At 45.2% G+C, this 18,525-nt stretch carries 17 protein-coding genes; 8 read left to right on the top strand and 9 right to left on the bottom strand.

The window, feature by feature from the left end:
* From L1D37_RS23300 to L1D37_RS23315, 4 genes are all read left to right on the top strand, one after another.
* On the top strand, positions 1-115 hold a 115-nt coding region (locus L1D37_RS23300; protein ID WP_239847824.1), incomplete at its 5' end, for an integrase core domain-containing protein.
* 174 nt (positions 116-289) lie between these two features.
* The gene (locus L1D37_RS23305) at positions 290-1,117 is read left to right on the top strand and encodes a GNAT family N-acetyltransferase (protein WP_239849280.1); all 828 of its coding nucleotides are present in this window, start codon (positions 290-292) and stop codon (positions 1,115-1,117) included.
* A gap of 186 nt (positions 1,118-1,303) precedes the next feature.
* Positions 1,304-2,143 carry an AraC family transcriptional regulator gene (locus L1D37_RS23310; RefSeq protein WP_239849281.1) on the top strand — a complete coding sequence of 280 codons (840 nt, stop codon included), beginning with the start codon at positions 1,304-1,306 and terminating at the stop codon, positions 2,141-2,143.
* Positions 2,144-2,276: 133 nt separating this feature from the next.
* Positions 2,277-2,909, top strand: coding sequence for an acetyltransferase (locus L1D37_RS23315; protein ID WP_239849282.1), 633 nt, complete (start codon positions 2,277-2,279; stop codon positions 2,907-2,909).
* Positions 2,910-3,043: 134 nt separating this feature from the next.
* Here the strand turns inward: L1D37_RS23315 and L1D37_RS23320 are convergent, their stop codons facing one another.
* A complete protein-coding gene (locus L1D37_RS23320) occupies positions 3,044-4,018 on the bottom strand; it encodes an arginine deiminase-related protein (RefSeq protein ID WP_239849283.1) in 975 nt (324 codons plus the stop codon).
* A 606-nt stretch (positions 4,019-4,624) separates the two neighbouring features.
* Between L1D37_RS23320 and L1D37_RS23325 the strand changes: the two genes are divergently transcribed.
* Entirely contained in the window at positions 4,625-6,475 is a 1,851-nt protein-coding gene (locus L1D37_RS23325; RefSeq protein WP_210472164.1) for an ABC transporter ATP-binding protein, read from the top strand.
* Between the two features lie 286 nt (positions 6,476-6,761).
* On the top strand, positions 6,762-7,469 hold the full coding sequence (locus L1D37_RS23330; protein ID WP_239849284.1) for a DUF445 domain-containing protein: 708 nt from the start codon (positions 6,762-6,764) through the stop codon (positions 7,467-7,469).
* A 119-nt stretch (positions 7,470-7,588) separates the two neighbouring features.
* Here the strand turns inward: L1D37_RS23330 and L1D37_RS23335 are convergent, their stop codons facing one another.
* On the bottom strand, positions 7,589-8,077 hold the full coding sequence (locus L1D37_RS23335) for an Lrp/AsnC ligand binding domain-containing protein (protein WP_004732526.1): 489 nt from the start codon (positions 8,075-8,077) through the stop codon (positions 7,589-7,591).
* Between the two features lie 278 nt (positions 8,078-8,355).
* On the opposite strand from L1D37_RS23335, the gene L1D37_RS23340 reads away from it, so the two are divergent.
* Complete coding sequence (locus L1D37_RS23340) at positions 8,356-8,526, top strand: hypothetical protein (protein ID WP_239849285.1); 171 nt, start codon at positions 8,356-8,358, stop codon at positions 8,524-8,526.
* Between the two features lie 62 nt (positions 8,527-8,588).
* Here the strand turns inward: L1D37_RS23340 and L1D37_RS23345 are convergent, their stop codons facing one another.
* From L1D37_RS23345 to L1D37_RS23355, 3 genes are all read right to left on the bottom strand, one after another.
* Entirely contained in the window at positions 8,589-8,813 is a 225-nt protein-coding gene (locus tag L1D37_RS23345) for a hypothetical protein (RefSeq protein WP_076650547.1), read from the bottom strand.
* Positions 8,814-9,141: 328 nt separating this feature from the next.
* Entirely contained in the window at positions 9,142-10,005 is an 864-nt protein-coding gene (locus L1D37_RS23350) for a nuclear transport factor 2 family protein (protein WP_239849286.1), read from the bottom strand.
* A gap of 120 nt (positions 10,006-10,125) precedes the next feature.
* Positions 10,126-11,016 carry a helix-turn-helix transcriptional regulator gene (locus L1D37_RS23355; protein WP_239849287.1) on the bottom strand — a complete coding sequence of 297 codons (891 nt, stop codon included), beginning with the start codon at positions 11,014-11,016 and terminating at the stop codon, positions 10,126-10,128.
* A gap of 212 nt (positions 11,017-11,228) precedes the next feature.
* On the opposite strand from L1D37_RS23355, the gene L1D37_RS23360 reads away from it, so the two are divergent.
* The gene (locus tag L1D37_RS23360; protein ID WP_176679089.1) at positions 11,229-11,750 is read left to right on the top strand and encodes a MerR family transcriptional regulator; all 522 of its coding nucleotides are present in this window, start codon (positions 11,229-11,231) and stop codon (positions 11,748-11,750) included.
* A gap of 71 nt (positions 11,751-11,821) precedes the next feature.
* Here L1D37_RS23360 and putP read toward each other — a convergent pair whose 3' ends face one another.
* From putP to L1D37_RS23380, 4 genes are all read right to left on the bottom strand, one after another.
* A complete protein-coding gene (putP, locus tag L1D37_RS23365; protein WP_239849288.1) occupies positions 11,822-13,348 on the bottom strand; it encodes a sodium/proline symporter PutP in 1,527 nt (508 codons plus the stop codon).
* Between the two features lie 149 nt (positions 13,349-13,497).
* Positions 13,498-14,202 carry a 1-pyrroline-5-carboxylate dehydrogenase gene (locus L1D37_RS23370; protein WP_239849289.1) on the bottom strand — a complete coding sequence of 235 codons (705 nt, stop codon included), beginning with the start codon at positions 14,200-14,202 and terminating at the stop codon, positions 13,498-13,500.
* A gap of 11 nt (positions 14,203-14,213) precedes the next feature.
* Positions 14,214-17,351, bottom strand: a complete 3,138-nt coding sequence (gene putA, locus L1D37_RS23375; protein ID WP_239849290.1) for a bifunctional proline dehydrogenase/L-glutamate gamma-semialdehyde dehydrogenase PutA — start codon at positions 17,349-17,351, stop codon at positions 14,214-14,216.
* A 182-nt stretch (positions 17,352-17,533) separates the two neighbouring features.
* The gene (locus L1D37_RS23380; RefSeq protein WP_123305774.1) at positions 17,534-18,358 is read right to left on the bottom strand and encodes an AraC family transcriptional regulator; all 825 of its coding nucleotides are present in this window, start codon (positions 18,356-18,358) and stop codon (positions 17,534-17,536) included.
* Between the last annotated feature and the right edge of the window lie 167 nt (positions 18,359-18,525).

Genomic DNA, 18,525 nt, shown 5'->3' on the forward strand with positions numbered 1-18,525 from the left:
TGATTTAGATGAAGCAAAGAAAATGGTCGCTGAATCAGTAAAAATCTATAATGAATATAGGCCTCACACAGCTCTAAAATACAAAACGCCCGATGAAATACATCGAGCGTTTTAGTCAATCAAGTGTCAACCCATATCAGGACGGGTCACCTATCTAAAACTGTCGTTTTTGTTCAATACCTACCTACAGTGTTCACCTACACTTGCTGGCATTGAAACGTGGTACATCCAATAAAAGTACGATGTCTACCACGCACTTTACCGAATAGAAACAACAGGAATTCAAGCGATGTTAGACATCAAAAAAACCACAACACTGAGCGACTTAAGCGAACTTAAAACAGCTTACTTTGCTGATTCAACCGCCCCACTCGATGGCATGTGGCACTTCGGCTTTGTGCCTATGTCAGACCATTACGGCTTTTACGAAAACGACATACTTGTGGGTTACTGCGTGTTAAATGGTGAAGGTTACTTACTTCAGTTTTACCTAGCACCAACAGCCAGCGCGAACATTGCCGACTTGTTCACCTTGATCATCGAAAACAACAGCTCTGTGATTGGCGAAGTGAAAGGCGCATTCGTCAGCACCGCAGAGCCACAATATTTGTCACTGTGCATGGACAATACTGAGTCATACAAGGTGAATGCGATGATGTACCGCCAACCCCAAGAAAGCGACGCTAGCCGTCATTTGGGTCGTATTGAAGACATTGAAATGACGCTCGCGACGAAAGAGCAACTCGATAAGCTTGTGGAATTTGCTTCATCAGCGATTGGAGCACCGAAAGAGTGGCTAACTGGCTACTACAGCAATTTAATTGCTCGCCAAGAGCTGTGGGGTTACTGGGAAAATGAAAGCGTTCTTGCAACGGGAGAGTGCCGCAAGTTCGATGAGCACCAAACGCAATTTGCGGATTTAGGGATGATTGTCGCGCAAGCAGAGCGTGGAAAAGGGTTAGCGACACGTGTACTTAACTTTCTAACACAGCACGCCAACAGCCAAGGTTTGAAAGCGATGTGTTCAACAGAAAGCAGCAATATTGGTGCGCAGAAAGCGATTGCTCGTGCAGGTTTGTCATCGAAAAACCGAATCCTGCAGTTCGATTTTGATTAGGGTTCTACCCTAACGACTTGCTCGCGCCCGAGCGAAGCCAACTAAACAAAGCCCATAACTGTGACTCTATACATCCAACGGTTATGGGTTTAGTTTTTGGTGGCTATCGATTTCAAAGACAAAACTATCTTCCTCAACGATAGACACATATAGTTATTACAACGCTAACCTCAAATAGAATGTCGAATGATCAATTGGTTACAGTCTCCGAAATCCTCCGTTGTTGCTCAGTACATTGATTGCTATTGGCTAATTGAGAAGACGCCCGACGCTCAAACTCATCAATTTCCTAAGCTCAACCCTGATCCTTCAGCGCATTTGATTCTGTCTCCAAGCAACCAGCCTTATCACTACACGATAGAGCAGCAGGTCGATCAAGGCACTGGTTGTCATTTACTGCTGCCACACCATAAAGCGATTGAGCTGGACCACTCAAAGCCGTTTATTCATTTGGGCATCAAGTTCCATGTCGGAGCCTTGTACTCGTTAAAGTTTCCAGGCTGCCCGCACCCGAGTCTAGATAGCGTTAAGCCCATCGATCTCGTCCGTTTATTAAGCAACCCAAATGCCGATGCGATGTCGCTCATTAACCTAGCTCAGACCGACTTTGAGGCCTGTTGTCAGCAGTTGGATGAATTGTTGCTACCTTGGTTATCGTCAGCTAAAACCGACAGGCACAGCGAACTCACCCGCAAGGTGTTAGAACTACTAGGTACAACACCAATTGCAGAGCTCGGCGACAAGCTGTTTTGCTCGCAGCGCACCTTAGAGAGAAGCTTCAACAAGGTGACAGGACTGACGTTGAAACAGTGCCAATCGATGAACAAACTCGAAGCGATGTTGGAATACCTTTATAAGCGAAACTTTGATGACATTGATTGGATAGATGTCGCCTATCAGTTTGGATTTAGCGACCAACCACACCTGATTCGATACCTTAAGAAAACCATCGGCCTAACGCCGAACACCTATGCCAAAGAAGGTGGCTTAACCATAGATGTATATGGTGGAGTGAGATCGGAATAACTCATTCTTTATCTATAACGCACATTCTTTCTACAGTGGATACTCTGCCTGTTGTGTCCCATTAGCCGCAAGTTTTATTGAGTTTAGATTTGCGACTAAATATACTGGAGACACCATCAGACGGAGGACAAAAATGAATAATAAAAACAAACATATAGTTTTGATTCATGGTCTATATATGCCTGCGTTGATCATGCAATATCTGGATAGAAACTTCAAAAAGCGCGGCTTTCAAACCCACAAGTTCGCTTACAACTCGCTACGCTTCCCTTCTGCCGCTAAACGCCTTAATCGCTTCGTGAATGCACGCTTTGATGAACACGATGAGGTCTACTTCTTTGGTCACTCGCTCGGTGGCTTGCTGATCCGCCACTACTTTAAATTTTACCAACCCGACTTTGCCGACACCTGCATCATTACCGCGGGGACTCCACACAATGGCGCAACTATCGCGAAAACGCTGTCGAATCATGGCCTCGGATTTATCTTTGGTTCGAGCAAGATGATCTTAAGTGATGGCTTGGGTGATTATGATATTGATGTGCCGATTGGCGTGATTACCGGCACCTACGACGCAGGTGTGGGGCGCATTGTGTTGGGCAGAAACCCAGGAGATGGCACAGTTACGCTTGAAGATGCGAACCTGCGGGGTGCAACAGATACCTGCGCCCTCAAGCTCAATCACACGTCGCTTGTGTACTCTAAGGAAGTAGTCGCACTCTCAACTCAGTTCATCGAACACAGAGCTTTCAAGAGCGCTTCATAGCTTATTTACGTAAGCTTTCGCACATTTGCTCCTGTATCGAGCTCTTGTTCTCTTATTTGTGATAGATAAAAACAAAAATACCACTCTGAGATAAGAGTGGTATTCAAAAATTCATATCTGAAAGTGAGTGCTTGCTATAGACGATTCACTCGTGTTGGTAAGAACACCTCACCCAACATGCATCGCACCGAACCACCACCAATATCTTCAATCGTTTTCACGTTAAATGGTAGCAGCTTACCGTGTGTTGAAAGTTGCGCTAACTGAGCTGGAGAAAACGCATCGTAAGCCGATTGAGACATCGCAATCACCTTGTCGCCATTCACGGTTTCCAGTTGTAGGATGTTGCCGCAGAAACGGTTCATCTGATCGATTGAAATAGAGATAACCTGCTTATCTTTAGCAAGCGACTTCACCACAAAACGGCGCTCAAACTCTGGGATCACTTCATCACAGATCACGCAGAAATTATCACCAATCGCCATCATCACATTAGTGTGGTAAATCGGCTGACCAGACGGCAGTGCTGTTTGGAATGACACCACGCGAGAATAACCAATGCGCTTTGCATAGTCTTCTAACACTTCACGGTCACAACGCTGAGAAAGCGCCGCGTAGATGGTTTTATTGATATGGTCGATCACCATCACGCCAGTACTCTCTAAGTAAGAACCTTGCGCGATGTAAGACTCTAGAGACTCACTGTGGTTAACAATGCGACCAGACGCCTCTAGCGCTTCAATAAGGGCACTTGGCTTCACTTCATTTTGACGGTTTTCACACGCCATAGGGAACGTGAATAAGCTTCCATCACCGCAAGTGCTAAACCAGTTATTAGGGAAAACCGCATCTGGCGTTTCCACACCAAGTTCTGGGTAATCAAACTCTACAACTTGCACACCTTCTTTACGCAACGAAGCGACCATCGCCTTAAATTCGGCCATGGTTTCTAATTTTACTTCAGCTTCGGTCAGATTAACTCTGTTCTGAAACTCATTATCTTGTGCCGTTTCTTCATTAAATTTAAATTCTTTTGGCGGCACCATAACAACGCAATTGGCGTTTTGAACATTAGTAATGTGAAGTGATTTCTTGTGTAGGTTTAACATCTCAACCGTCCCTATCTTTTATTTACCTCAGAATTGTAAACAACTTGTTACGACAAGATTCACTGAAAAGAATAATGATTTGAATATTTATCCCAAACAATTCCTGCAAAACTCAGTTTATTCGGTAATTTTTACTGCAAGATAACAGCACATCAGAAAGAACCAACAGTTTGCATATGAGATACAGAATTTGCTGAATAAATATCCGAGCTTCATTCTCTAGCTTGCTGCGGGTTTAGGTTACAATTTAATCCATTTAGCGTTAGGATTATCACCGTTGCATAACAATCAATTACGTTTGAAATAAGCTTAACTTTTCCTGTCCGATTCAATCTAAAATACGCGTCATGAAAGACACGCTTTGGACCTTTCCTGCGACATCGCTTAAACAACGTATTAGTGTTAAACGAACTCGTGAGCCAAGTTTTTCAACCAAACGCTTAAACCAAAATCCATCGAATGGCTTAATGCTTATAAGAACGAATTGGCGCTTATATAATTTCAAGCTAAGACGGCAAATTTCAAACCGAACCTATAAAAACAAAGCTACACAGACGATGCAGTTGCTAGTTGCTAATAGATGCATTCGTTTATAAAGGGAAATCTATGTACAAAAAATTTGAAGGCTTTACTGAAGCCTTTCCAAAGGGAGAGCCGATACAACCTCCTACTGGAATACTGGCATTCTGCCGCCATTACACTCGAGGTTTTGAAAAACCGTTAATCCTGCTCGGCCTAATGAGCATGACCATCGCGATCATCGAAGTCGCGTTGTTCGGTTACATGGGCCAACTGGTTGATTGGCTTTCCACCAGCAACCCAGAAACCTTCTTAGCTGATAACCAATCCACACTGATGGGGCTTGGTGTTCTGTTATTGGTCGTGATGCCGATATTGATCAGTGTTTACTCGCTTTTGCTTCACCAAACCTTATTGGGCAACTATCCAATGTCGATCCGTTGGTTGGCGCACCGCTATCTTTTGAAGCAGAGCTTGTCGTTCTATCAAGATGATTTTGCCGGACGTGTCGCGACTAAAGTGATGCAAACATCACTCGCAGTGCGTGAAACCGTGACCAAAATGGTTGATGTGTTTGTCTACGTGACAGTTTACTTTACGGCGATGCTGTTCATGCTCGCTGAATCAGATTGGCGTTTGATGGCTCCGATGCTGATTTGGCTGTTCGTTTATATCGGTATCCAACTGCACTTCGTACCAAAACTGAAAGACGTATCATCAGAACAAGCCGATGCGCGTTCATTGATGACAGGTCGTATTGTCGATAGTTACACCAACATCGCGACGGTGAAATTGTTCTCACACAGTAAACGAGAAACCGAATACGCCGAAGAAGGCATGGAAGGCTTCCTTGATACTGTGCATCGTCAAATGCGCTTGGTAACCGGCTTCAACATCTGCGTTGAGTTCGCTAACTATCTATTGGTGTTCAGCATTGCTGGTATCTCTATCTACCTATGGCTAGATAGCGCAATCACCGTGGGGGCAATTGCGATTGCAGTGAGCTTGGCTCTGCGTATTAACGGCATGTCGAAATGGATCATGTGGGAAATCGGTGGTCTGTTTGAAAACCTAGGTACTGTGATTGATGGCATTAAAACGCTGTCGAAGCCAATCGCTATCGAAGACAAGAAAGACGCTGAGCCACTTAAGGTTCCACAGGGCGGTATCAACTTCGACAACGTTAGCTTTAACTACGGCGAGAACAAGGGCGTGATCAACAACCTTAATCTCAACATTAAGCCGGGTGAAAAAGTGGGCTTAGTCGGCCGTTCAGGTGCGGGTAAATCAACCTTGGTTAACCTGCTACTGCGTTTCCATGATGTAGAAAGCGGCCGCATCCTGATTGACGATCAAGAGATCTCAACAGTGACGCAAGACTCGCTGCGCAGCAACATCGGTATGGTGACTCAAGATACTTCACTGTTGCACCGCTCGATCAAAGACAACATTCTTTACGGTCGACCTGAAGCATCAGATGAAGAAGTTTACGCAGCCACCAAACAGGCTCATGCACATGAGTTTATCGAAACCCTAACCGACCCATTTGGCAACGTTGGTTACGATGCTCAAGTAGGTGAAAGAGGCGTTAAGCTTTCTGGTGGTCAACGTCAACGTGTCGCTATCTCACGTGTTCTTTTGAAAAATGCGCCACTATTGGTTCTGGATGAAGCGACGTCTGCACTCGATTCTGAGGTAGAAGCTGCAATCCAAGAGAGCTTGATTGAGCTAATGGAAGGCAAAACGGTGATCGCGATTGCACACCGTCTGTCGACCATTGCTGCGATGGACCGCCTGATCGTGCTTGATGAAGGCAATATCGTCGAAGAAGGTACGCACCAAGAGCTAATTAACCAGAATGGTATCTACGCACAGCTGTGGAATCATCAAACGGGTGGCTTCATTGCGGATGATCTTGAGCAGGCAACGAACGCTTAATTTTTGTGCTATTTTAAAAGTGCGGCGTAATTCACACCAATTTGTTAATTAACGGTAAATTACACGTAGCAGAATGTTATGTCGTAATTATATAATGACGCTAACACCAAAAACGCCTCGCTTGCGCGTTCTGGAATAAGGCTAGACTTCGGGGGGAGGCTAGCCTTTCTTATGCCCCTAGATCAGCAATCTTTCCCACCTGTTACGTAAACTTCATCGATCCTTTTGTTTTTTTCTTGGCGTTTTTTTCTTAAAATGCGCGCAGTATTCTTTCTAGAGATCAACCATGAACAAAAGTGTCTTAACTAACGTTATCGCGTTAGCGCTGCTTGCTGGCGGCTATGCGACAACAAACCAATACTTGCTTTATGCAGGCCTATTCGCATTTTCTGGTGCCATCACCAACTGGCTTGCGATTCACATGTTGTTCGAGAAAGTACCCGGCCTATACGGTTCAGGCGTTATTCCAGCACGCTTTGAAGAGTTCAAAGCAGCCATCAAACAATTGATGATGGAACAGTTCTTTACTGAAAGTAACATCGACCGCTTCCTAAGCAGCGAGATGTCTGGCGGCCAATCACTGAACCTAGAGCCTGTGATTAAGAAGATCGACTTTAACCCTGCATTCGATTCACTGGTCCATGTCATCGAGAACTCTCAATTTGGTGGCATGTTGGCAATGTTTGGCGGTACAGAAGCGCTAGAGCCAATGAAAGCGCCGTTTGTTGAGAAGATGCAAGAGTCTGTGATCGAAATCAGCAAGAGCGATTCGGTAAAAAATGCCATCAAGGAAGAGCTAGAATCTCCGGCGATGATGGACGAAATCAAAGAGAACATTGAAGCGATCATCGATCAACGCTTGAATGAACTGACACCAAAGCTTGTAAAAGAAATGGTTCAAACCATGATCAAGAAGCACCTTGGCTGGCTTGTGGTTTGGGGCGGTGTATTCGGTGGTGTGATTGGCTTAATCTCTGCGGCAATTACGCTGTAAGCGGTTTAGCGACAACCAATTTATCTGATTGCCTTGCTCTGGCACTCAACAAAAAATGGAAGCTCATTAGCTTCCATTTTTTATATCTAAACAAACACGTTTGAAGTAAAAGCAGTACTCTATTTTAAGGTTGCCAACAACTCAGGGTTAACACCAAAGCCCTTCTTGTGTTCCTCAATGACTACTTCACTGCGGGTCTGAATCACGCCAGGCAGCGTACCCAGCTTAGTGGCCATAAACGCTTGGTATGCCTTCATGTCTTTCACTCGAACCTTGATCATGGTGTCGAAGTCTCCCGACAGTGAATAACACTCTTCCACCTCGGGCATCATTTCAACGGCTTGGGCAAACTTATCAAAAATCGAAAAGCTGGTCTGATCGAGACGAATATGGATAAAGACTTGAACATCGAGTCCCAACTTTTCTGAACACAGCTCAGCATGGTAGCCCGTTATGTAGCCCTCTTTTTCCAATCGCTTGAGTCTATCAGAGCAAGGAGACGTCGTTAGGTTAACCTGCTTGGCCAACTCAACCACGGGTAAACGCCCTTTCATGTGCAGAATTCTTAGTATCTCTTTATCGATACGATCGAGTTGATGCTGAGACATAACATTCCTTAAACATTCTAAATTCGGCTCAGTATATTCCATACTAAGAGCAATCGAAGAAAACCCCGCTCACACATTTAAAAACTAAATGCACAAGTGATATTCACACCAAATATAAATCCACACAAATCGATAACAACCCTTATAAATCAAACTCTAGCTATTAACAAATTATTATAGAAATGACCCGATAAACAAATAAGTTGAGCCAGAAACGAAAGAAAGGATATATGGCAAAGTGAATAATAGAATTATCAAAGAGAAAGGATGACTCTATTATGAAAACGCAAGAACTCGCATATAAGCCTTACGGTATTGGCTCATGGACACACGTAACGGTATCAAAAGATGTTGCTCAAGCACTAGCAAATGAATACTCAAACTATGGATGGGAAGTGAAAGTTGATGGCAATGCCATTGAAACTGAGCTTGCACTCAAGGCTGCCTAGAAACGCAAAAACCTCCTAACACGGAGGTTTTTTGAATCAAGTTAGTAAGCACTTACTATGAGTTAGGCTAGGCCAACTTGGGGAACAGTACTTCCAGTTTCGCAACGACAATTGCACGTGCGGCAGAAGTGCTGAGTTTCCATATCGTAGTACAGGTTTCCACTAAATAGCTTTGACGTCCATTGCATCATACGGCCAGACGCTGTCTCGGGCTCTGATTCACAACGTTTCATTATAGACTTATGTAGTGTTGTTTTTTTACATCCTTTGCAATAGAGATCAGGCATACCTTTGTCCTATAGGTCTTTAGTGGTTACTGACAATTGACACATCATGTCCAATTCGGTTCCACAATTCACCGAGCTAATGACAAAAGTGAGCGCCAAGTTCAAAAAATAGCCACTTTTCTATTTTATTTTTTGACATCAAACGCCATCAACAAGGCAGATCTTTCATTTCTCGCTCAAGATCCTGCGCTTTCGATTTACATTGTAAAACCCCATAAAGACACCTCTTCAGCTCGATCCACCAGCACACTTCCACGCAAAAAAAGCGGCACCTCCACAATGAAAGCACCGCTTTATAACGTCATTTCTGGTTCAATTTAACTCAAACTTAGAAGCCAAATTTACCGTTGTCATTTTTCCACTCTGAACGTGCAGGAATGGTTTCGATGGTGTCCCAGTGCTCCACAATCTTGCCGTTATCAACACGGAATAGATCATAAAATGCTACGTGGTTATTCATAAACTGGCCTTCGCTGATCGACAGCACAAAGTTACCTTGGCCTAAGATCTTATGGTTAGCGGTATAAACCATTGGCATTCCTGCTTCTGCTAACGCACCTAAAGCCTCGCCTAAACCGCTTAGACCATCGGCCACACCTGGATTGTGCTGAAGGTAAGCGCTGTCTTCGTTATCGATGTACTGATTAATCTTCGACATGTCACCGCCGATCAAGATGTCTTTTACAAAGCCACCGACAAGCTGTTTATTTTGATCCGTTTTCTCGAGATCTACGACTTTAGTCGTACCGTCTAGTTGAGTGCGACCACTTGCGTTTGGCTTAGCGATCTCTTGCAAGTTATCCCAGTGCTCAACAATCAGTCCATCTTCAAAACGGAATACATCGAAGCCGACTTTAGGGCCGAAGAAGTTGTATTCAGTGTGTGTTACTACGAAATCACCGTCTTGAAATGAGCGCTTAACTTGTGCCTTTGCAGAACCTTCAGGCAGCATCTGTAGAACTTCACCAAAACCAGCTAAGCCATCGCCGACCGCTAGATTGTGTTGGATGTATTTCTCAGGGTTAATGTAGCTCACCGCTTTTGCATCGCCCGTTTCAATACTTGAAATGACCGCGACGCCTTTCTCTTGAATAGACAGCTCTTGAGCAGCCACAGAACCGGTAACAACAGAAGCAGCAAGTACGCCAGCAGTTAGTAGTGTTGATTTGAATGTGTTGGTTATTGTTTTCATTATTAAGTCCTCTCGTTGGCTTGGAAACTATATTAGTCAACGAGAGATGATCGCGGCAGAGTGTATTTAGGCAGAAAAATGGTAGATATCGAACCTTAATGTATCCATGTTCAATCGCAGCTACTCGGTTAGAGACGGCTTTGAGTATTTCTTTTGAAACTCACTCGGTGTCATTTGGGTATGATTTTTAAAGTATTTAACGAAATTACTCGCGTCTTCAAACCCAAAATCCAATGCCATCTTTTGTGAGGTAATGTTGCTCACCACCAGCTGGCGCTTCATCTCTAACACTGTGAAAGAATCAATGATCTGCTTTGCTGTTAGCCCAGTTGCGACCTTGCACACCTGATTCAGAGTCTTGTAAGTGGTGCTAATTTGATTGGCGTACCAGTTTGCATCACGAACGCGCAGGTAGTTGTTTTGAAGCAATTCGAAGTAGCGAGCAAACTTAATATTCTGCTGCAAACTCAAGGCATCTTGCTTCACTTCTGGTCGCAGACGATGAAGAATCAGCGCCAATGCCGAGAACAGATACATCACAATCAAGGGATCGGGTTCTGGTTGATTCAGCTCCAGCTTAATTTGTTGTAGCAGGCTCTGCGTGCGATCTTGATGAAGTTCGTCTAATGGCAGTAATGCAGAGTGTGCTTTGTTCAAATGGGTTGGTGTGTAGTTCGGCAGCTTCATATTAGCGTGAACGCTGTCTAAGAACGCTTGAGTAAAAATAACCGCCGTTCCTTGCGGCTTATTACTAAAATCAAAGGCGTGTACTTGCTCTCTTTGAATGAACAACACACTCCCTTGGCTGAAAGGATAGTCCTGGAAATCGACCATGTGCGTCCCAGAGCCTTGCTCAATAAACAGAATCAAGAAGAAGCTAACACGATGTGGCAATTGAGGATCGTGGTCGATATTGCCATCAGAATAGAGTCGAGACAGCGGGATCAGCTCCAATTCAGCCTGCGCCGTTTTTCCATGATTAAAGCCAATGTTCGGGATCGCTTGGGGCACTTCTCTCTTCCTGTTCGTTTACTGCTTTACTCTAGCAACTGTAATGTATCCCTGCGAAAACGGAAATCTCTAAGATTTAGAAGTTTGACTTGAGATTCACGCTGTCAGGCGTATTGGAATGTGTTCTATACACTCCAGACAAGCGCGATTAGAATATTCGGCTATCTGACGTTCTTATTGAATTAAAGCTCTCTCCACCAACGAGGTTGAACATGCTCACTGTCACTCAAATTGCCAAGGCCTACAACATCTCTCGCACCACCATTCTCTATTATGAGCGTGCAGGGTTGCTTCTACCTCACAGCCGTTCAGACAATGGTTATCGTTGGTATGGCGACAAAGAGCAGGCTCGTTTAGAGAGTATTATCTCTTACCGATCGTTTGGCCTATCTATCCAAGAGATCACAGCACTGCTTGATCGCAAAGACGATGTGAAACAAGAACAGACCTTAGTCAATCAGTTCAATGCTCTGGAAAAAGAGATTCAAAACCTTCGCCAACAACAAAAAGCGATTGTGATGCTATTGGAACAACCAGAATTGTTAGAACAGAAACTGCTCACCAAAGACCGTTGGGTACGTGTGATGGAGAACGCAGGGTTCAACGAAGAAGACATGAAGAACTGGCACAAGCAGTTTGAGAAGATGGAGCCAACTGCTCACCAAGAGTTTTTAGAGTCTTTGAATATCGACCAAGATGAGGTCAAAAGCATTAGGGAGTGGTCAAAAAAATAGAGCCACCGAAGTGACTCTATTGTTCTTTGTTCAACTCTTTTGCTAATTCGTTTACATTTTTACAATGTAAATTAGTCTAGCTCAACAAGGTTTTTCTCGAACTCAGCGTGTTGCTTCTTAACTTCGTCTTCTGGCTCGCCAGTGATTAAGCTCACGATAACGATAGAGATCGTCGATAGGATGATTCCCGGTACGATTTCGTAAACATCGAACCAACCGCCCGTGAACTGTTTCCAAAGCACGATAGTCACACCACCAACCACGATACCCGCCAGAGCGCCTTTACGGTTCATACGAGACCAGTACAGGCTCAATACGATAGCTGGACCAAATGCCGCACCGAAACCTGCCCATGCGTAAGATACTAGGCCAAGTACAGAACTGTCCGGTGTCATCGCTAGCACAAGTGCAATAAGAGAGATTAGGATTACCGCGAAGCGACCTACACGAACGATCTCTTCAGACGTAGCATCTTTCTTAAGTACTTGCTTGTACAGATCTTCTGCAAGAGCAGATGAAGATACTAATAGCTGTGAATCCGCTGTACTCATGATTGCCGCTAGGATTGCAGCAAGTAGAATACCTGCGATTACTGGGTGGAACATCGCGTTCACAAGAAGCATGAAGATCTTCTCGCCATCGTCTAGTTTAGGCGCGCCAGAGTTAGTCACGTAGATTAGACCGACAAGACCCACTAGCATTGCACCAACCATAGACAGTGCAGACCATACCACCGCGATACGACGCGCTGTTGTTAGGTCTTTATTGCTACGTGTTGCTTTGAAACGAGCAAGGATGTGTGGCTGACCGAAGTAACCTAGACCCCATGCCGCTAGCGAGATAATCGCGATAGCAGAAAGTGGCTCGCCTTTCGCATCATTCCATAGCGTTAGAAGCTCTGGGTTGATGTTGTGTAGGTCAGTAGACAGTTGGCCAAGGCCGCCGTTCATTGCTGCGATTGGTACAATCAATAGCGCAGCTGACATCAACAGACCTTGAACCAAGTCAGTCCAAGATACAGCAAGGAAACCACCAAACAGGGTGTACGAAACCACACATACTGTACCGATAATTACCGCTGTTGTGTAATCTAGGCCAAATACCGTTTCAAACAATTTACCACCCGCTACCAAGCCTGAACTTGTGTAGAAAAGGAAGAATAAAAGGATAAAGAAAGCAGAAATTGTTTGGATCAGCTTAGAGTTATCATTGAAGCGACGAGATAGGAACTCAGGCAACGTCAGTGATTCAGTTGTAATACTGTAAGTACGCAGACGCTTAGCACTGATTAACCAGTTAGCCCAAGTACCAACAAGTAGGCCACCAGCAAGCCAGAATGCTTCAAAGCCAGCAGCGTAAGCGTAACCTGGTAGGCCAAGTAGCAACCAACCACTCATGTCTGATGCACCAGCAGAAAGTGCAGCAGGCCATGGACCTAACGAACGACCACCTAGGAAGTAGTCAGTTGAGTTAGATGTACGTTTGTAAGCAATAACACCGATTGCCAGCATCATAATTAGATACGCAATGAACGTCGTCGTTATTGCAAAACTGTTTTCTATCATTTGATAGTCCTCATTTTGTAGAAAGCCTTCCATGCCTAATTCAATGCAAAGCACTCACCGTGAAGGCAAGCAAGTGCATTGAGTTAGGTATTCAGGCTCCAAAGCACTATGAATTAAATCCAAAGATGGAGAAAACCAAGAATGGAAAATCCAAAAGTGTTTAGAGCCAGTATTACTGAAGGTTAGTGAGCTTCGCTTCCAAGTTCGAGCAAGGTCGCGTTACCGCCCACGGCTGTTATATTTATAGTTCGCGTACGCTCGGTAATGAAGCGCAGCGATAGGTGTGGATCATTAGCAACATTCATTGCCGTTAGATCCGTTTCAGCTACTAAACCGACGATTGCACCGTCACGCTTAGCAAGTTGTAAATTGATAGCTTGAGCCGTTTGTGAATTACCGACATAACCCGCACTTCGTACATCGCAAGACAGCAGCTGTTGAGCAGCGTCATACGAGGCAACCTGTACTAAGTTAGTTGGTAGATTCGCTTGTTTCGCAGCGTCAGCAACTAAGGTATTGAACTGCACGTCATCACTACACAATTGAACGCTGTTACCTGCCAACAGTGCAGCAGTAATCATTGCCGTTGCGGTTTGCAGTGCTGGCACTTTCTCTTCGCAATCATCAACAATTACCAAAGCCACGCCACGACCTGCAGCATACAGCTCGTTGGTTTCGCCTGTAGGGCCCGCCATTAGGTGATGTTCAGAAAGCAGTGCAGACGCTTGCTCTAAATGATAAGTCGCGACTGCTGCCAAAGGTGCAGACTGACTTTCGATCTCTGATTTGAATGAAAGTACCTGAGCACTCTTATGATCAAAGTCGGTAAGATTCCATTGTTCCCACGCTAACAAAGCATCAGAAAAACCTGTCACTTGATGAACCATGATACTGCTCCTTATGCCTTGTCTTGTGATTGAGAAAACTGAACATCAGTAAAGCGATATAGGTAGTGAGGACCACCCGCTTTAGGGCCTGTACCCGACAAACCTTGACCACCAAATGGTTGAACACCAACAACAGCACCCACTTGGTCACGGTTGATGTAGCAGTTACCCACACGAACGTGTTTTTCGATCCAACGGTAAGTTGTTTCGTTACGGCTGTGGATACCCATAGTTAGACCAAAACCGGTTTGGTTAATTTGGTCTACCACTTGCGCTAACTCACTCGCCTTGAAGCGAACGATGTGCAGCACAGGGCCAAACTGCTCTTCTTTCAAACAGCTGATGTCATCAATTTCAAAAGCACTTGGTGGAACAAAATCACCATGTTCACAATCCGTACCTAGAGAAAGTTGAGCCACTTTCTTCTGGGTATTGCTCATGTTTTCTAGGTGCGTCATCAACTTCTGTTTCGCATTTTCATCGATAACAGGGCCAACATCGGTTTTGTGTAGGTGTGGAATACCAACACTCAGCTCATCCATTGCACCGTGAATCAATGCAATTACGCGATCTGCAATGTCTTCTTGGATGTAAAGCACACGCAGTGCAGAACAACGTTGACCAGCTGAAGCGAATGCAGAACGAATCACGTCACGAACCACTTGCTCAGGCAGTGCGGTACTGTCGACGATCATTGCGTTTTGGCCGCCGGTTTCCGCGATAAACGGAACTGGCTTAGCGTTACGGCTTGCCAATGACACATTGATGCGTTGTGCTGTTGGAGTTGAACCCGTAAAGGCAACGCCCGCAATTGCATCGTGGCTGGTTAGCGCACTGCCGATCTCAGCACCACGACCAGGAAGCAACTGAATGGTACCAGCAGGGAAGCCCGCTTCATTCATCAGTTCCACCGCACGAGCTGCAATCAAGCTTGTTTGCTCAGCAGGTTTCGCCACAACCGTGTTACCCGCGACTAGTGCCGCTGTAATTTGGCCAAGGAAGATAGCGAGAGGGAAGTTCCAAGGGCTGATACAAACGAACACACCACGACCTTGTCGAGAAGCGATTCGAGTTTGGCCGTCAAAGCCTTTTAGTTCGAAACCTTGTAGGTTGTCCGCTTGTTTTGCGTAGTAACGACAGAAGTCGACCGCTTCACGTACTTCATCAACGCTATCGTGAATCGTCTTACCCGCTTCTTGATGACAAATCGCCACCAACTCAGCAAGGTTGTCTTCCATCAGGTCAGCCAGCTTCTCAAGTGCAGCCGCTTTGGTTTCAACCGAAGTTGCGTTCCAATCAGCGAATGCCGCGTCTGCGCCAGTGATCGCTGCGGAAACATGATCAAGGTTAGCGAAAGCCACCTGACCCACATTAATACGGCGATCGTAAGGTGCAGTGACTTGTTCAACGTTCTGATCAGCCTTGATCATGCTTTCGGTAAGAGATTCACCGTTGATCACAGGGCCTGCAGTCCATTGATTGTTAAGGAAAGACTTAACCTGCTCTTCAAATTGATGAGCTTCACTTTCGATATCAATGTTCACACCGTAAGAGTTCTTGCGCTCAGGGAATACCGCTGGAGGCAGAGGAATCTTAGTGTTGTTCAGCGTATCGAACGCCAGAAGCATATCGACTGGATGTTGTGTCAGCTCTGCCACAGGACAGCGAGCATCAACCAAACGGTGTACAAACGAGCTGTTTGCGCCGTTCTCGAGTAAGCGACGTACTAGGTATGGCAGTAGATCTTTGTGGCTACCAACTGGCGCGTAAATACGTACCGACTGCTGGTAAGCTTCCATCGCATGGTTGTAAAGAGAATCACCCATGCCGTGTAAGCGTTGGAATTCAAAGTCTTTATGGTCAGTCATCACTGCAATAGCAGAAACGGTGTGAGCATTATGGCTCGCAAACTGCGGGAAGATATTGCCACGAACACTTGGGCTCAATAGGTAACGCGCACATGCAAGGTAAGCTACGTCTGTCGCTTCTTTACGTGTGTAAACTGGATAATCCGTGAAACCAGCCTGCTGTGACCATTTGATCTCGCTGTCCCAGTACGCGCCTTTCACCAAGCGAAGCGGGATTAAATCACCCTGCTCTTTCGCTAGGCGGTTTAGCCATACTAGAACCGGAAGCGCACGTTTTGAGTAAGCTTGAATAACCAGACCAAATTTACCCCAACCTTTTACAAGGTCAGTGCGGTACAGTTTTTCGAATAATTTAAGAGATAGCTCTAGGCGATCCGCTTCTTCAGCATCAATCGTAATTGCAACATCAAGCTCAACTGCGCGGCGCAATAGTTGCTCTAACGTGTCGCACAGTTCATTTAGAACACGGTCTTCATTCGCCACTTCATAACGTGGGTGAAGTGCAGAAAGCTTGATAGAAACAGACGGTGCTGGGCTAGATTTTGAAGAGACATATGTGTCTCGACCTACGGCTTCAATCGCCATTAGGTAATCTTTGAAGTATTTATTTGCGTCTGCAGTGGTCAGTGCTGCTTCACCTAGCATGTCGTATGAGTAGGTAAAACCTTTATCACGCATAGACTTACCGTTCTTCTGCGCTTCAGCAATGCTGCGGCCAAGAACGAATTGGTGACCCATCACCTTCATTGCTTGGTGCATCGCTTTACGAATCACCGGCTCAGAAAGCTTGTTCACTAAACGGTTAACCGCTTGACCCGCACTCTGCTCTTTAGATGAAAGTCCAACTACCTTACCCGTTAGCATCAGGCCCCAAGTGGATGCGTTAACAAACACTGAATCAGAATTCTTAAGGTGAGACTTCCAATCCGCAACGCTTAGCTTGTCGCGAATCAATGCATCAGCCGTTGCTGAATCAGGAATACGCATCAAGGCTTCCGCCAGACACATCAGCAAGATGCCCTCTTGAGTATCTAAGCTGTATTCAAGCAACAGTGCATCGATCATCTGGATAGAAGCCTTATCCGCACGGATAGCCTCGATCAATGATGTCGTCTTCTCTGTAATTTGCTGCTTTTCAGACTCAGAAGGGGTAGCTAGTGGCAGAAGTTGCTCTAGCCATTGGGTTTCATCCACCATATATAATGGTGAGATAAGCGACCATAGATCAGCAAGCGACTGCTCGTTGAATTCTGGCTTTAACACATCAGTAGCTGTAAACATGCGTTTTCCTTAATCTCACACCCGGAATTAGCCCGGGGATCTCTACAATGGCTGCAGTGTATTTAGAGTATATAAGGATTACTTGTCAAAAACTCCGAGTTTTTTGCTAAAAACTCGCTTTATTAACAAAACAAACACAACGTCACATATGAAACTTTAAAATAATATGCCGTTTTGTTTCACTATTTAACAGAAATTTTCTTTTTGTATTGGGATGGTGACATGCCTTGAAGGCGTGAAAAGGTGTGAGTAAAGGAGGATTGGCCGGAGAATCCAGCAAGTTCTGCAACCTGACCAAGGCTCAGATTACCTTGTTCGATCAAGCGGCGAGAGCGGTCGATACGCTTACCTAATACATACTGGTGAGGGGTAATACCCATTTGCTCTTTGAATAGCATATGGAACTGGCTTTCGCCTAAGAACACGCTACCTGCTAGCTGCGCGACTGAGATCTTATTTGCGAGGTGTTGTTCGATGTAACGATCCAGCGCTTCAAGATCGAAACGCGAATCTTTGATTGAGGTTTCAAACGCCGAGATGTGTCTTTGCATCAGTGCGATCACCGTATCATTACAGGCACGGCTCAATAGTAGATCATCAGGGCTTGCCTGCATCTCTTGCACCAACATATGGATAAGCTTTTGAATTTGCGCGTCTAATTGGAAGTAGACGTTTGATGACTCTAACTGATTAATCTTCTCTAACATCAGAGGGTCGTCGTCACTTGGTACAGGCATGTTAAGCACCAGAATATCCGACTGCCCCACCACGCCACCGAAAGCATGATCAGAGCTTGCGGTCACCACACATCCTTGGCCGGGGCCGACAAGATTGCCCTTACCGCTGACTTCAAATTCCGCCTGACCTTTTAGACCAATCACCACCTGAGAATAATGGTGCTCGTGGCAATCCATATGCGATGGCAAGGTAATGATCTCTGCGGGACGAGGGCCAGTAAGGCCTAGCGGAGACAAGTCTAGGTTTGGAAAGGGTAAAGGTTTTGGCATGACAGCAAAGTACTCAGGTCAACATAGTAAGAATAATACTCCGAAATCTGCACAAGATGAATTTGTAAATGATCATGAGAGTCACTTCCTGACCTTAAAGAAAAGATCATCACTGCGATCATCTTGATCATGCCTCCGGAAAGATGATCAAGAGTGTATAAACTACG

This window comes from Vibrio sp. Isolate33 (genome assembly GCF_022397895.1).
Lineage (GTDB): Bacteria > Pseudomonadota > Gammaproteobacteria > Enterobacterales > Vibrionaceae > Vibrio > Vibrio pomeroyi.

What these genes read in the sequence shown, in the direction of transcription:
- L1D37_RS23360 (WP_176679089.1), top strand. Translation starts at nt 11,229, where the DNA reads ATGCTCACTGTCACTCAAATTGCCAAGGCCTACAACATCTCTCGCACC.
- L1D37_RS23310 (WP_239849281.1), top strand. Translation starts at nt 1,304, where the DNA reads ATGATCAATTGGTTACAGTCTCCGAAATCCTCCGTTGTTGCTCAGTAC.
- L1D37_RS23305 (WP_239849280.1), top strand. Translation starts at nt 290, where the DNA reads ATGTTAGACATCAAAAAAACCACAACACTGAGCGACTTAAGCGAACTT.
- L1D37_RS23350 (WP_239849286.1), bottom strand. Translation starts at nt 10,005, where the DNA reads ATGAAAACAATAACCAACACATTCAAATCAACACTACTAACTGCTGGC.
- L1D37_RS23370 (WP_239849289.1), bottom strand. Translation starts at nt 14,202, where the DNA reads ATGGTTCATCAAGTGACAGGTTTTTCTGATGCTTTGTTAGCGTGGGAA.
- L1D37_RS23330 (WP_239849284.1), top strand. Translation starts at nt 6,762, where the DNA reads ATGAACAAAAGTGTCTTAACTAACGTTATCGCGTTAGCGCTGCTTGCT.
- L1D37_RS23340 (WP_239849285.1), top strand. Translation starts at nt 8,356, where the DNA reads ATGAAAACGCAAGAACTCGCATATAAGCCTTACGGTATTGGCTCATGG.
- L1D37_RS23320 (WP_239849283.1), bottom strand. Translation starts at nt 4,018, where the DNA reads ATGTTAAACCTACACAAGAAATCACTTCACATTACTAATGTTCAAAAC.
- L1D37_RS23345 (WP_076650547.1), bottom strand. Translation starts at nt 8,813, where the DNA reads ATGCCTGATCTCTATTGCAAAGGATGTAAAAAAACAACACTACATAAG.
- putA (WP_239849290.1), bottom strand. Translation starts at nt 17,351, where the DNA reads ATGTTTACAGCTACTGATGTGTTAAAGCCAGAATTCAACGAGCAGTCG.
- L1D37_RS23380 (WP_123305774.1), bottom strand. Translation starts at nt 18,358, where the DNA reads ATGCCAAAACCTTTACCCTTTCCAAACCTAGACTTGTCTCCGCTAGGC.
- putP (WP_239849288.1), bottom strand. Translation starts at nt 13,348, where the DNA reads ATGGAAGGCTTTCTACAAAATGAGGACTATCAAATGATAGAAAACAGT.
- L1D37_RS23335 (WP_004732526.1), bottom strand. Translation starts at nt 8,077, where the DNA reads ATGTCTCAGCATCAACTCGATCGTATCGATAAAGAGATACTAAGAATT.
- L1D37_RS23315 (WP_239849282.1), top strand. Translation starts at nt 2,277, where the DNA reads ATGAATAATAAAAACAAACATATAGTTTTGATTCATGGTCTATATATG.
- L1D37_RS23325 (WP_210472164.1), top strand. Translation starts at nt 4,625, where the DNA reads ATGTACAAAAAATTTGAAGGCTTTACTGAAGCCTTTCCAAAGGGAGAG.